The sequence below is a fragment of the Rhodoferax sp. U11-2br genome, from assembly GCF_018619435.1.
In the GTDB taxonomy this organism is placed as follows: domain Bacteria; phylum Pseudomonadota; class Gammaproteobacteria; order Burkholderiales; family Burkholderiaceae_C; genus Rhodoferax.
On record NZ_JAHFZF010000003.1, the window covers coordinates 228,867 to 242,002 of the forward strand.

The window sequence follows — 13,136 nt, forward strand, 5'->3', positions numbered from 1 at the left end:
CCAAGGAATTGTGGTGAGTTCGTTGTGCAGTCGGTGTTGCCGCGCGAAACGGTGGATTTTACCGTAGGCCCTGCTCGCGCACGGTGGTGTGGGGGTGCTTCACAGGGGGCTGGTGACCGCAGGTGTGCCTGAGGGTGTCATACGGCTGGCAGGGGCGCCGTGAGATCGTCGAAAACGGGTACCACACACAGTGCGACCAGCAAGGCCGAGAGCGGTAGTGTGGCGAGGTAGCCCAGGTGTTTGAAACCAAGAGCCCCCACAATGCCGCCCAGCAGAAAGTACAAACACATCATGGCCAGCATGGCCAACCTGGCGCGGTCGGCCACGACGTGTTCTTCAAGGGGTCTGTTGCTGCGGTTCCAGTAGAGCAGGCGACCTATTTCAATGCCCAGGTCGGTGATCACACCGGTGAGGTGGGTGGTTCTCACCACCGCGCCCGAGATCTTGGTGATGACCGCGTTCTGCAGCCCCATGATGAAACACAGGAGCATCACCGTCACCGGAACAAACAAAGCCTGCATCCCTGCCAGTCTGGCGCCCAGCAGGCCAAACACCAGCAACAACAAGGCCTCCAGCAACAGCGGCAGCGCGTATCGGCTGTGCAGCCGACGTCGTTTGGCGTAGTTGATCATCAGTGCGCAAGTGGTGGCGCCGAGCAGAAAGGACAACACCGCACCGAAGGCACTGAGCGCCAGGGTGAGTTCACCCAGCGCGATGTGGTCCGCCAGGGATGACACCAGACCGGTCATGTGTGAGGTGTAGAGCTTGACCGCGAGGTAAGCCCCCGCGTTGGCAGCACCCGCCACAAAGGCAAGTGTGAACCCGAGGTGGCGATCACTGCGCAGGGAGCGATCTTCGGCGGTCAGGCTGCGCGCGTAATCAATGGGCATGGGGACATCGTAGCGGATGGCACAACGGGGGCTGGGCGGACGGGCCGCCTGCACAACAGGCCGAGAGGGCTCAGGTTTTGGTGCTGCCCGCTTCAGGGTGGGTATCAAAGTAGGTGCGGGCATCCAGGCAGTCCTGGTGGATGCCTGCCGTCAACGCGTCCAGGGAGTCGTATTTGCGTTCCTCGTGTAATTTGTGGAGCAGTTCCACACGCACGATTTTTCCGTAGGCACCCTCGGCGCCCAGGCTCTCAGGCCAGTCCAGGCAATGGGTTTCCAGCAACACGCGACCGCCGTTGACATCGTTGGGGTCGAGCGAAGGGCGGATGCCCATGTTGGCCACACCACGCAGCGGTTGTGGGCTCAGGCCATAGACCAGCACCGCAAAAATACCGCTGGCAGCGGGCTTCCAGTGGGCAAACCGCATGTTGAGGGTTTTGAACCCGAGTGAGCGCCCGAGTTTGCGACCATGCACCACGTGGCCCGATATGCGGTAGGGGTGGCCCATCAGCCGGGTGGCGTCTTTCATGCGGCCTTGCCCGAGCGCCTCACGCACCGCCGAGCTCGACACGCGCAGGTTGTGCACCTCGTAACTGTTCATGCGGGCCACATCAAACCCCTGGTCCAGCCCGGCCTGGTCGAGCAGCGCATAGTCACCGGAGCGCCGTGCACCAAAACGGAAGTCATCCCCCACCAGCACATAGGTGGCACCCAAACCACGGCGCAGCACCTGGTTGATGAAGTCCATCGGTGACAGATTGGCCAGATGGCTGTCAAAGGGCAGCACCACAATCTGGTCAACACCACAGGCGGCCAGATCAATCAGCTTGTCGCGCAGGGTGCCCACGCGCGCCGGTGCCCGTGCCGGGTTGTGGGTGACGGCGGCAAAATGGTCGCGCGGATGTGGCTCGAAGGTCAACACACAGCTCGGTACACCACGCTGTTGGGCCTCGCCCTTGAGCAGTGAGAGCATGGCCTGGTGGCCACGGTGCACACCGTCAAAGTTGCCAATCGTCAAGGCACACGCTGGCGCAATGTCCGGGTGCTTGAAACCCCTGTAAATCTTCATTCTTTGTTATAACTTAAATAGCACAATAAGCAAAGTTCAAGTGGGCTTGACGCCAATTTGACACGTAAAGGGGGTATATTGTGTCCCAGACCGGTGTTGGGATGGATATTGGCGCGTTTCCTGCATCCCTTCGGGGACGTGCCAAATGTTCTGGTGGTGAATGTCAGGTTTTGAACGGGTTTCGGATAACGTCTTTTTTGGGAGTCGTGTTTTGAAAGTCTTGAAGCTGTCAGCCCAGGGGCTGCCCCAATCGTGGATTTCGCTGGAACAAGCGGTGCTGCACTACGCCGCCGAGGAGGTCCGCTGGGAGATGGGCCATGAGGTGGCCGTGTTCCACGGGGGCCACAACGCGATCACTGGCAAACAGTCGGTCATCACGGTCTCTAGCATCATTGGCACCAAGGGGGTGCCCAACATCAACCCGTTTGAGCTGCGCCCGGGCCTGACCAATGCCAAACTGTTTGCGCGCGACCGCAACATCTGCGCCTATTGTGGTGATTGGTTTGCCGAGGCCGACCTGACACGTGAACACATCATTCCATTTGCCCAAAAGGGCATTGACACCTGGATGAATGTGGTCACCGCCTGCAAACCCTGCAACCACCGCAAAAGCCACCGCACGCCCGAGCAGGCCAACATGCCGCTGCTCTACACACCTTATGTGCCCAGCCTGTGGGAAGACTTCATCCTGCGCAACCGCCGCATCTTGGTAGACCAGATGGCGTTTTTGATGGCGCACGTGCCCAAGTCATCGCGGCTGGCGGCCTGATCGGGGCTGAGGCCCCAACACCCCGGTCGCTTTGTTTCGGGCTGGGGTGGGCCAGGAAAACCTGAACCGTTATACCGGTTGATATCAACGTCATAGTGATAAGCCCTTGTTGAACAAGGGCTTGAGGCCTTTTTTTTCTACAACGAAAGGGGGCATTCCATGCACTTTTCACGCTCCGCCACATCGGTCGCTTGTCTGGCGTTGTTGCTCGGTGGGGCCTGTCCACCGGTGTTGGCCGCTGCCGCCAGCCCATCGGGCACACCGGACGCGCTGGCCGCTGCCAACATCCCGGCCTTGATGCTGGCCAGCGACTGGTCGGCCAAAGCGGACCCGGCGGCTCACCTGGTGAGTGAAAAACTCGACGGTGTGCGCGCCTTTTGGGATGGCCAGGCCCTGCGTTTTCGCAGTGGCAGGGTGATTGCTGCGCCTGGCTGGTTCACCGCCGCTTTGCCTGCGGTGGCGCTGGACGGTGAGCTGTGGCTCGGGCGCGGTCGGTTTGATGAACTCTCGGGCCTGGTGCGCCGCGTCACACCGGTGGAGGACGATTGGCGCCAAGTGCGCTACATGGTGTTTGACCTGCCCGGTGCCCCTGAGCCTTTTGCGGAACGTGTCCAGCGTTTGCAGGCCGTGCTGGCACAAGCCGCCCAGCCCTGGTTACAGGCCGTGCCTCAGCAGCGCGTGTCGGATGCCCAGGCCTTGCAAGCCTTGCTGACCACCACGGTGCAAGGCGGTGGCGAGGGGCTGGTGTTGCATCGCGCCGACGCCTTGTGGTCACCTGGGCGCAGCAGCGCCTTACGCAAGCTCAAACCGCAGCCTGACGACGAGGCCCGGGTGGTGGGCCACCTGCCGGGCAAAGGCCGCCTGCGTGGCCAGATGGGTGCCTTGTTGCTGGAATTGCCCAGTGGCCAGCGTTTTGCCCTGGGCAGCGGCTTCAGCGACGCCCAACGCGCCGACCCACCACCCATTGGCAGCCTGGTGAGCTACCGCTACCGCGAGCGCACACCCAAAGGTCTGCCACGCTTTGCTTCGTTTCTGAGAGTGCGCAACCCAGAATAGGCGAGGGCATACTGAAGCTCGTCGCTCAGCGAGCAGCATCTGCTGATCCGTCGAACCCCGTTGGCATGTCGGTCTTGTCCACCTTGGACAACAGGGCGTTTGTGCCTGACAGGTTACTGTGCTGGTTTGCTCTGTCCATGGCCTTGATCGGGCGGTTGATGCCCCATGGGGTATCGGTGATCTGGCCGATGTCCGAGACCATGGCGTCCAGGCCCGCTTGCTCATTCGAGCCGCTGTCCGCGTCGATGCCAGCGAACGGCTTGTCCAGCCTCTGGTTGCGCTGTGTGGTGACTTGGGTCCAAGCATTGCGCATGCCACTGACACCAGAGATCGAGCCCATGACGTGTCCTTTCAGAGGGTAAAGCGGAGTGTTCCAGCATTTTGAAACCCTCCGGTTTCGCGCCAATGTCTGCTTTGTGTCAGGCCAGATACAAATGTCATCCGGAGGAATCCAACAAGGGCTTAAAAGCCGTCCAATTCGCCCTATCGGCTCAGGCGCTGCGTTCTAAACTGGTTTTTGCCCGCAGTGCAGTTCGCCATGAAGCCACAACAACAACTCTTGATCGTTGACGACGACGCAGAAATCACCAGCTTGCTGGGTGAGTACCTGGCACGTTTTAACTTCAAATCCCACACCGCCGGTGATGGCGTCCAGATGTGGGCTGAGCTGGCGCGTCACCCGATTGATTTGGTGGTGATGGATGTGATGCTGCCGGGGGTGGATGGGCTGCAGCTGTCGCGTGAAATCCGCCAGCGTTCGACGATTCCGGTGATCATGCTGACCGCACGCCGCGGCATCTATGACCGCATCATGGGGTTGGAAAATGGCGCCGACGATTACATCAGCAAGCCGTTTGAACCCCGTGAGCTGGTAGCGCGTATCCAAACAGTGTTGCGCCGCGCCAAACCGACCCTGGACAGTGCGGCGGCCTTGTTGTACAGCGATGTGGTGCATTTTGATGGCTGGGTGCTGCACCGCAGTGAACGCAGCCTGACGTCACCCACCGGGCTGACCGTGGCCCTGTCCAACGCCGAATTCCGACTGCTCTCAACCTTTTTACGGACCCCGCGGCGGCTGTTCAGTCGCGACCAACTGCTGGAGCAGGCACGTGGGCGGGAGATGGATGTGTTTGAGCGCAGCATCGACCTGCTGGTGTCGCGCCTGCGACAAAAGCTGGCCCAAGACCCACAGGCGCCCTCGATGATCAAGACGGTGCGTGGCGCCGGTTACATGTTCAACGCCCAGTCGGTGCAGGGTCGCTCGGCATGGCACAACTGAGCGCCCGGATGGCAAGCGGCTTGTATCGCCTGGTGTTGCGGGGTTTGCCCTCCGGCTTGTTTGGCCGTCTGTTGCTGCTGCTGATGTTGACGATGGTGGTCAGCCGGGTACTCGCGGCCACGTTGGTCTCGGGCTTGCCACCATTGACGGCCTGGGGCGAGCCGGGTGCTGCGCTGGCGGCTTCACCTCAGACCGGTCTGGTCCACCTCGGTTGGCTGCTGGACGCTGTGGCCTTGGTAATGGCCGCCTGGCTGGGTGCCCGCTGGACGCGGGTGCCGCTGCGCAAGCTCAATGTGGCGGCGAAGGCGATTGGTGGTTGCATGCGCCGGGCGCCGCTGCTTGAAGAGGGGGCGCTGGAGTGCCGCGAAGCCACCCGCATGTTCAACCAGATGCAGGCGCGCATCCGCCAGCAGATGCTCCAACGCGACCAGTTTGTGGCGGCGGTATCGCATGACCTGCGCACCCCGTTGAACCGTCTGGCGCGGCGTGCCCAGGCCCTGTCAGATCCGCAGCAGCGCCAGCGTTTTGACAAAGACATTGGCGAAATGCACGAGATGATCCGCACCACGCTCGACACCCTGCGGGGTCTGGCCGAGCCCGAGCCAATGGTGCAGATCGATGTGGCGACCCTGCTGCGCAGTCTGGCCGAAGACGCCCGAGACAGCGCGCAGGATGTGCAGCTGGTCGGTGAGCTGGCTTGTGCGCCGGTGCTGGCGCAGGCCTCGGCCCTGCGCCGCTGTGTGAGCAACCTCATTGGCAATGCGCTGCGTTATGGTCAATATGCCCGCATCTCCTTGTTGGATAAGGGGGATCAGCTACAGATTTCAGTGCATGACAACGGCCCGGGCATCCCCGAGGCGGCGTTCAACAAGGTGCTGACCCCGTTCTACCAGCTGGCATCAACCCAGCCGTGCCACCGTGGCGGGGTCGGGCTGGGTCTGGCCACGGCCAGTGACATTGCCCGCCGACACGGTGGTGCTCTGACGCTGGCCAACCACCCCGAAGGTGGCCTGGTGGCCACCCTGAGCTTGCCACGTCAGCTGGACCGTGTGTCCAAGGCTGACGCAGTAACCCGCTTTGGTAGCATCGGCCACCCGCCCGCAGACTGAGTTAGCTCTGTGGCAACGGGCCATGCCACCCGTACCGAGGGAGCCCGATGCGTTTACTGATTCTTGAAGACGATGCCCAACTGGCCGATGCACTGGGCACCGGCTTGCGCCAGCTCGGCCATGTGGTGGACTGCTTTCCCGATGGTGCACGGGCCGATGCCGCTTTGGGCACAGCCAGTTACGACGCCCTGGTGCTGGACCTGGGCCTGCCGGGTACCGATGGCATGGTCTGGCTCAGGCGCTGGCGCCAGCTTGGTGTGGCTTTGCCGGTGCTGATCCTGACCGCCCGTGATGGCCTGGAGCAGCGGGTGGCCGGGCTCGATGCCGGGGCCGATGATTACCTGATCAAACCGATGTCGATTGAGGAGTTGGCGGCGCGCCTGCGTGCGCTGCTGCGTCGCGCCACCGGGCGCAGCCAGTCCGAGTGGGTGCATGGCGGTTTGCGTTACGACCCCTCGACCCGCCAGGTGTTTTGGCTGGGCCAGCCGGTGGAGCTGACCGCACGTGAGACTGGCTTGCTGGAGATCCTGCTCAAACATCCGGAGCGGGTCTTGTCCAAAACCCAGTTGCAGGAGCAGATGTACGACTGGAGCGGCGGTGAGCCTGAGAGCAACGCGCTGGAGGTGCACATCCACCATTTGCGGCGCAAGATTCACCCGGCGGTGGTGCGCACCATCCGTGGCCTGGGGTATGCCTTGGGTCCGGCACGGGAGGTCCCATGAGCCTGCAACGTCGTCTGTTGATGTATCTGCTGATCTGTGCCCCTCTGGTGTGGGTGGGGGCCGCCTGGGTGTCGTCCACCCGGGCGCGTACCGAAGTCAACGAGTTGTTTGACACCGAAATGATTCGTCTGACGCTGCAGGTACAGGCCACGCTGATGGGGTTGGACCGGGCCAAAGGCGGCGCCACCTCTCCCGCCGTGAGTCAGGAAGCCGACCTGGAAGATTTGGCGATTGCGGTCTGGGACCACCAGGGCAAGGTGCTGTTGACCGACCGCGAAGGCACGCAGCTGCCTTTGCTGACCGATGCCGTCGGTTTTGTCGAGTTGTCCTTGCAACACGAGCCCTGGCGGGTGTATTACCTGCAGGCACCCAACCATGAGTGGCTGGTGGCAGCCGGGCAGAAGATTGGTGAGCGTGACGAGTTGGTGTGGGGGCTGGTAGAGAGCCAGCTGCTGCCCTGGCTGCTGACCCTGCCGGTGTTGTTGCTGGCGATGGCCTGGGCGGTACGTCGGGCGCTGAACCCGATGCGCGCCCTGACCCAGGAGCTGCAACAGCGCAGTGCCGATGATTTACAAGCCATCCCGTCACAAGCGGCGCCTGCTGAAATCCAGCCCTTGTTGTTGGCCATGAACGGCCTGTTTGGCCGCATCGATGCCACCCTGGCCCGGGAGCGCCGTTTTACCGCCGATGCTGCGCATGAACTGCGCACACCGTTGGCGGTGCTCAGTGCGCAGTGGGAGGTGTTGCAAGGCGCCCGCACCGAGTCAGAGCGGTCGCAGGCCGCAGGCAAACTCAGTGCGGGCATGTTGCGTATGACACGTCTGGTGGATCAGCTGTTGCGCCTGTCTCGGCTCGAAGCGACCGTTGGTCTGACGCGCACCGAGCCTCTGGACTGGCAGCACCTGGCCGAGCAGGCCATGAGTGACAGCTTGGCGCTGGCCGAGCGGCGTCAGATTGAGCTGGCGTGTGACTGGCCGCCAGAGCCACAAAGTCCACCTGACTGGCGCGGTGACGGGGACTTGCTGGCGGTGTTGTTGCGCAACCTGCTCGACAATGCAGTGCGTTATGCGCCTGAAGGCAGCACCGTGACCCTGCGCCTGACCCCCAATAGCGTGCGGGTGGAGAACGTGGGTGAGCCGCTGCCCGCCGAGCAGTTACAACGTCTTGGAGAGCGGTTTTACCGCCCGGAGGGACAGGCCGAGCCCGGCAGTGGACTGGGGGTGTCGATTGCCCAGCGTATTGCCGCGCTGCATGGGCTGATCCTGTCTTACCACCCGCGTGCCGATGGCAGCGGGGTGGTGGCTGAACTCACATCGACTTGACTTTGGTCAGCAACTGGCGAACTTCTTCGCGCCGACCGGTATCGGCCACCTCGCGGCCCGGCCGGGGCGGCGCAGCGAGCGCGCGCTCCAGATAACTGGCTGCCTCGCTGCCACGGCCGGTCTCCACCAGAAAGTCAGCGTAAAAGTAGTTGGGGTCAATGCCGGTGGGATTCAGGCTCAGGGCTTTCTTGAGCAGCTCTTCGGCCTTGGCCTTGTCACCAAAACCCAGCGGCCAGCCGGGCACCTTGTAATACAGCACGGCCAGGCTGCCATAGGCCGAACCCTGCAGGGTATCCCCCCCCAGCGCAATGGCCTGCTCGTACATGGCTTTGGCCTGTTTGGCCAGGCTGAGCGCGCCCAGGCCGCCTTTTTCATTGGCCAGCGAGCTCACGATGATGCCCTCCCAGACCAGCGGCTCGCTGTGCCCGGCAAAGGTCTGGCTGACACCGTGCGCCTTGGCACTCAGCGCCTCAAAACGTTTGAGACGGGCGGATTCCGGCGTCTGGTAACGGATGACTTCCCAGTCGCGTTGCAGCTCGGTGATGGCGTCGTCCAGCGGAGCGGCACGCAAAGAAAAAGGCAGTACACAAGCGGCGGTCAAGAGAAGGGTGGAGAGCAATTTCATGTTTGAGGTCCTTGAGATATGGGTTGGGGTGTGTGGTTGTTGGGCTGCGCCAGAGCCTGGCGGTGTTTGGTGAAACTGCCGTCGAGCAGTGGTCCTAGCGCCCCGTTCAGACGCACTGCCAGGCGTTCCGGCCAGCCGATGAACTGCTCGGCGGCTTGGCTCTCGATCAGGCGCAGCAGCGCCTGAGCCACGGTCTCGGGGGTGTCCACCGCCGTACCGGTGGCCTTGTTGTAGCGTTCGGCCTCAGCGCTGTTGAAGCCGGTGCGGGTGCTGCGTGGCGCCAGGGTCTGGATCAGCACACTGCTGCCCGCCAGTTCTCGCCGCAAGGCTTCGGCAAAGCCGTGCAGGCCGGCTTTGCTGGCGCCGTAGACGCTGAACCCCGGCAAACCGATGCGCCCCAGCGCGGACCCGACAAACACCACCTGGGCCTGCGCCTGGCTTTGCAGGTGGGGCAACAAGGCCTGGGTGAGCAGCATCGGGGTGACCAAATTGGTGTGGATCACCTGGCCAATGGCCGCTGTTGACAGGCTTGGCAAGGCACCAAAACCCGGCAGACCCGCTGCGTGGACCAGCACATTGGCCTGCCACTGGGCGCCCACATGGGCCACATCGCTGATGCCTTGTGGTTCGGTCAGGTCAGCCTGGTGCCAAGTCAGATGGGGGTGGGTGGACGTCTGTGGCTGGCGGCTGATACCCAGCACCTGGGCCCCGGCATGCAGCAGAGCCTGCAACATGACCTGACCGATGCCACCGCTGGCGCCAGTCAGCAGCACGCGTGCCTGGTCGAGCTTCATACCTGTGCCACCTGCATCTGCTGGGCTGGGCTGACCACCGGCAGCGGCAGGCTGCGAAACACATCCCCATACAGGCGGTAAAAAGCGCGCGCGGCATGCACGATGGCGGCCTGGTCTGCGGGATCGGTGACCTGGTTCATCAGCACGGCTAGATGTTGGGTGTGTTCCTGGTCCAGGGTGCCGTGCGAGCGCAGGTAGCTGAAGCCGGCATCGGGCAGGCCTAGCGGTTTCTGGATCGCATCGGCTGCCATCAGCGCCAGGGACACGCTGGTGCCTTCGAGCACCAGCACCATGCCAAAAAAGCCCAGCGGGTTCTTGCGGGCGATGGTGTCGTAGGCATAGGCCACCATCATCTCGGTGGCATGGGCTGGGGGGCCAGCGCGCACGGCCTCAGCGTCGCCACCACAGGCACGGATGTCGTCCAGGATCCATTCTTCGTGGCCGCTTTCTTCGGCGATGTACTCCTGCAGCGGCTCAAAAAGCCACTGGTGGTGTGCTGGCAACGCGGCCTGGGTGGCCCGCAATAGCGGCACGGTGTGGCTCACATGGTGGTAAGCCTCGCGCAGGAAAGCCAGGTAGCTGGACAGGCTTACCTGGCCGCGTAACGCGCCTTCGATGATGGGGGTGTTCAGCAGGCCCTGGCGGGCCTCGTTGGTCTGTTCAATCAGGTGTTGGTAGAAGTTCATGGTTGGGAGGCAGTCAGGGTTGATAGGAGATCGGCGTGTTGCGCCCAGATGGCCGGGCGTTGTGGTCGACCATTGGCGGTGGCCAGGCCGGTGGAGGGGTGAAAAGCAGCACGAGCGCGGGTCCAGCGCCCTACCCGGGCGTAATCCGGCAGCTGGCTGTTGCTGCGGTCCACGGCGGCCTGCAAGGCGGCGTCGCTGAGATCGGCGCTCATCGGCCAGAGCACCGCGAGCAAGCTGGGCTCGCCATCCCCAAACACCACGGCTTGCAGGATGGTGGCTTGGCTGCACAGGCTAGTCTCCACCCATTCGGGCGAGACATTGCGCCCAAAGGCGGTGATCAGCACATGTTTCTTGCGGCCTGACACCTGGACAAAACCGTCGGCGTCAATGGACCCCAGGTCACCGGTGGGCCACCAGGCAGGCGGCGCTGTGCTGTCACCGAGGTAGCCGCAAAACAGGCTGCCGCTGACCTCAATTTCACCGTCGGCCGCGCAACGGATCTGGGCATGTGCCAGTGCACGCCCCACGCTGCCCGGTTTGCTGGCACCGGGCAGATTGAGCGTTTGCACCGAGGCACCTTCGGACAGGCCATAACCTTCATAGGCTGGAATGCCCAGGCTGTGGGCGGCCTGCAGCAGGGGCGCCCCGACGGCCGCACCTCCCACCGCCACAAAACGCAAACCCTCGGGGGCACGCTGGCCGCTGTGCTGCAAATAGCCACACCAGGCGCGCAGCATTTGTGGCAGCAGGATCAGACTGTTGGCCTGGCTAGCCTTGACGGCGCCATGAAACACGGCGGCATCAAACTGCGAGGAACCCTGCAAGCCCAGCGCCTGCATACCCAGGGTGACCAGGGTGATGCCTTGTTGGCGCGGGGCCATCAGACCGGCTATGTTTTCCAGCAGTACCGAAAACGGCAGGGCATTGAGGTGGCGCTCGATGCCCAAGGGACCCAGCGCCGTGATCAGACCCTGGGCCACGTTCTGCATGGCCTGGTGGCTCAGGCAAACGCCTTTGGGGGAGCCGGTGGTGCCCGAGGTGAAGGTGATCTTGGTTGTGCCGGGTGGCAAGGGGCGCGGCGTACTGGGCAGGCGGGTGGCAAGCAGCTCACGCCCGGCCAGGCGCACGGGTTGCCAGGGCAAACCTTGCCAGGCTTGTGCCCACGCTGGTTCGGTGACCAGGGTGTCGGCCCCGGTGGCCGCCAGCGCATGGCGCATTTGTGTCGCGGTAAAAAAGGGCGGCAAAGGCACATGGACACCTTCACCGGCCATCAGGGCTTCGTCCAGCGCCACAAAGGCGGCCGAGTTGTCCAGCACACTGGCCAGCACGCGTGTGTTACCAGCTTGCATCCAGTCTTGGGCTTCTGCAACCGCCTGTTGCAAGGCGGGCGCCGACCAAGACGTTTGGCCGTCTTCCAATACCGGCTTCATGCCAACACCCCACGGCGGCTCAGGGTCTGCAGCGCCAGGTCCAACTGCCCGGCCAGCACCACCGGGTGGTGGTCGTAATAACTGCCCCAGGCTGCTGCCGCATCACCGAGTAAATCGGGGTCGGCCATACCCAGCGCCAAAGGCGCGATGCCCAGGCGCAAAAACAGGTGGCGCAATTCTTCGGTCAGGGTGCTGACAACCCACAGGAAGCCCTGCGCGGCCAGCAAATGCGCCAACTGCAGGATCAGACTTTTGCCGCTGCCCACTTTGCCCGAGGCCAGGTGGCCAACTTCGACGATACGTGCGCGTTCGGGTGCAGCACCACCGGCGGTGGTGAGCCGCGTCTGAATCGGGGTGTCCAGATAACGCTCCAGAAACAGTGGCTCCTGGCTGGCCGCGCGGTAACCCGCGGCTGACACGATCTCGCCCTGTGCATCGTGCAGGCTGACCAGGGTGGGTGAAAAGTGCCGGACATCGGCACCGTAGCTGTCGCGGTAAATGCGGCCGATGAAGTCCTCAACCTGTGCCCGTGCCGGGCTGCCCGGCAGATGGGTGCGAATCCTGGGGCGAGCCGACAAAGCCGAATCGTCACCGGGCGGTAAAACTTGACGTGAAGCCATGAACGACATTGCTTTCCTTGTGGTTGATTGGAGACAGGCTGCGATGTTGGGGCGGCGAGATTAAGGCTGCCTTAAGAAAGCTTTTTGGGTGATGGCTTGACAGGCCTGGTGGTTGAGCAGGGCCACTGTCCAGCAGATCAGGGCGGTCCACAGGTTGTGGCTCGGGTAATGGGCGCCGCGCAGGGTTTGGGTGGCCCCCAGCACCACACCGGCCAGAAGCACACCCGCCAGACACAACCATCCGCTTTGGCGGTGTGTGGTGCTCTCAGAGGCCAGCAGACTCAATGGCAAGGCCAAAAAAGCCAGCGCCGCTGAAGCATGGCCGCCCGGGAAACACTTGCCCGGGCCACCATCGGGCAGGCCCCAGGCCCAGTGTGAGCGGTACGCGGCCACCCCACCAAACTGTTGTAGGTCCCAGGGGCAACTGCTCAGGCTGTGGTGTTTGAGGGTGCTGACCAGCAGCAAGGCCAGCAGGGTGCCCAGCAGCATCTCGGCACGTTGGCGGCGCGGCAAGTCTCTGAAAAATCCCCGTGGCCACCAGACCATCAGCGCCAGACCCGCCAGCACACCCCAAGCCAACTGACGCGCGCCATCGTGCAGAACGGCTTCCAGCCACCAGTTATGTTGCAGTGCAAAGCCGTGTGAGGACCCGAGTTGGGCCATCACCCACAGGTCCAGCCCTGAGGCGTCCCATAACAGGGTCAGCGTCAGCCCGATCAGACTGATGGGCCAGAGTGGGCTGGCACGTTTGGTTTGGCTGGATGGGCG

The 13,136-nt window shown here is 63.2% G+C and carries 15 protein-coding genes; 6 read left to right on the top strand and 9 right to left on the bottom strand.

Translation table 11 applies throughout. The features are described from left to right. Positions 1–137: 137 nt before the first annotated feature. Positions 138–890: a YoaK family protein gene (locus KKO72_RS03485; RefSeq protein ID WP_214935501.1), complete on the bottom strand. Its 753-nt coding sequence runs from the start codon at positions 888–890 to the stop codon at positions 138–140. 70 nt (positions 891–960) lie between these two features. Further along, positions 961–1,956, bottom strand: a complete 996-nt coding sequence (locus KKO72_RS03490; RefSeq protein WP_214935503.1) for a bifunctional riboflavin kinase/FAD synthetase — start codon at positions 1,954–1,956, stop codon at positions 961–963. A 211-nt stretch (positions 1,957–2,167) separates the two neighbouring features. Here KKO72_RS03490 and KKO72_RS03495 point away from each other — a divergent pair, with 211 nt between their 5' ends. Together KKO72_RS03495 and KKO72_RS03500 are read left to right on the top strand one after the other, a co-directional pair. Next, positions 2,168–2,725 (top strand): HNH endonuclease, encoded by a 558-nt coding sequence (locus tag KKO72_RS03495; protein ID WP_078363787.1) that lies wholly within the window; start codon positions 2,168–2,170, stop codon positions 2,723–2,725. A 159-nt stretch (positions 2,726–2,884) separates the two neighbouring features. Then, positions 2,885–3,781 (top strand): DNA ligase, encoded by an 897-nt coding sequence (locus KKO72_RS03500; RefSeq protein ID WP_214935505.1) that lies wholly within the window; start codon positions 2,885–2,887, stop codon positions 3,779–3,781. A 25-nt stretch (positions 3,782–3,806) separates the two neighbouring features. On the opposite strand, the gene KKO72_RS03505 is transcribed toward KKO72_RS03500, so the two are convergent. Further along, positions 3,807–4,121, bottom strand: coding sequence for a hypothetical protein (locus tag KKO72_RS03505; protein WP_214935507.1), 315 nt, complete (start codon positions 4,119–4,121; stop codon positions 3,807–3,809). Between the two features lie 198 nt (positions 4,122–4,319). Between KKO72_RS03505 and KKO72_RS03510 the strand changes: the two genes are divergently transcribed. Genes KKO72_RS03510 through KKO72_RS03525 form a run of 4 tightly spaced genes read left to right on the top strand, consistent with a single transcriptional unit; the run spans position 4,320 to position 8,213 of the window. Then, the gene (locus KKO72_RS03510) at positions 4,320–5,060 is read left to right on the top strand and encodes a response regulator (protein ID WP_214935509.1); all 741 of its coding nucleotides are present in this window, start codon (positions 4,320–4,322) and stop codon (positions 5,058–5,060) included. Continuing rightward, the gene (locus KKO72_RS03515; protein ID WP_214935511.1) at positions 5,048–6,169 is read left to right on the top strand and encodes an ATP-binding protein; all 1,122 of its coding nucleotides are present in this window, start codon (positions 5,048–5,050) and stop codon (positions 6,167–6,169) included. The genes KKO72_RS03510 and KKO72_RS03515 overlap by 13 nt, the downstream gene beginning before the upstream one ends. 47 nt (positions 6,170–6,216) lie before the next feature. Then, positions 6,217–6,891: a response regulator gene (locus KKO72_RS03520; RefSeq protein WP_214935513.1), complete on the top strand. Its 675-nt coding sequence runs from the start codon at positions 6,217–6,219 to the stop codon at positions 6,889–6,891. Continuing rightward, entirely contained in the window at positions 6,888–8,213 is a 1,326-nt protein-coding gene (locus tag KKO72_RS03525; RefSeq protein ID WP_214935515.1) for an ATP-binding protein, read from the top strand. The genes KKO72_RS03520 and KKO72_RS03525 overlap by 4 nt, the downstream gene beginning before the upstream one ends. Here the strand turns inward: KKO72_RS03525 and KKO72_RS03530 are convergent. The 6 genes from KKO72_RS03530 to KKO72_RS03555 all read right to left on the bottom strand — a co-directional run. Further along, positions 8,200–8,838 carry a tetratricopeptide repeat protein gene (locus KKO72_RS03530; protein WP_214935516.1) on the bottom strand — a complete coding sequence of 213 codons (639 nt, stop codon included), beginning with the start codon at positions 8,836–8,838 and terminating at the stop codon, positions 8,200–8,202. The two genes, KKO72_RS03525 and KKO72_RS03530, sit on opposite strands and share 14 nt — an antisense overlap. Further along, a complete protein-coding gene (locus tag KKO72_RS03535; protein WP_214935518.1) occupies positions 8,835–9,632 on the bottom strand; it encodes an SDR family oxidoreductase in 798 nt (265 codons plus the stop codon). Before KKO72_RS03535 ends, KKO72_RS03530 begins: the two co-directional genes overlap by 4 nt. Beyond that, positions 9,629–10,318 (bottom strand): TenA family transcriptional regulator, encoded by a 690-nt coding sequence (locus tag KKO72_RS03540; protein ID WP_214935520.1) that lies wholly within the window; start codon positions 10,316–10,318, stop codon positions 9,629–9,631. Before KKO72_RS03540 ends, KKO72_RS03535 begins: the two co-directional genes overlap by 4 nt. After that, a complete protein-coding gene (locus KKO72_RS03545; RefSeq protein WP_214935522.1) occupies positions 10,315–11,748 on the bottom strand; it encodes an AMP-binding protein in 1,434 nt (477 codons plus the stop codon). The genes KKO72_RS03540 and KKO72_RS03545 overlap by 4 nt, the downstream gene beginning before the upstream one ends. Further along, complete coding sequence (locus KKO72_RS03550; protein ID WP_251140417.1) at positions 11,745–12,368, bottom strand: thermostable hemolysin; 624 nt, start codon at positions 12,366–12,368, stop codon at positions 11,745–11,747. The genes KKO72_RS03545 and KKO72_RS03550 overlap by 4 nt, the downstream gene beginning before the upstream one ends. Positions 12,369–12,428: 60 nt before the next feature. After that, positions 12,429–13,136 (bottom strand): phosphatase PAP2 family protein (locus KKO72_RS03555; RefSeq protein ID WP_251140418.1); only part of this gene is annotated, 708 nt, incomplete at its 5' end.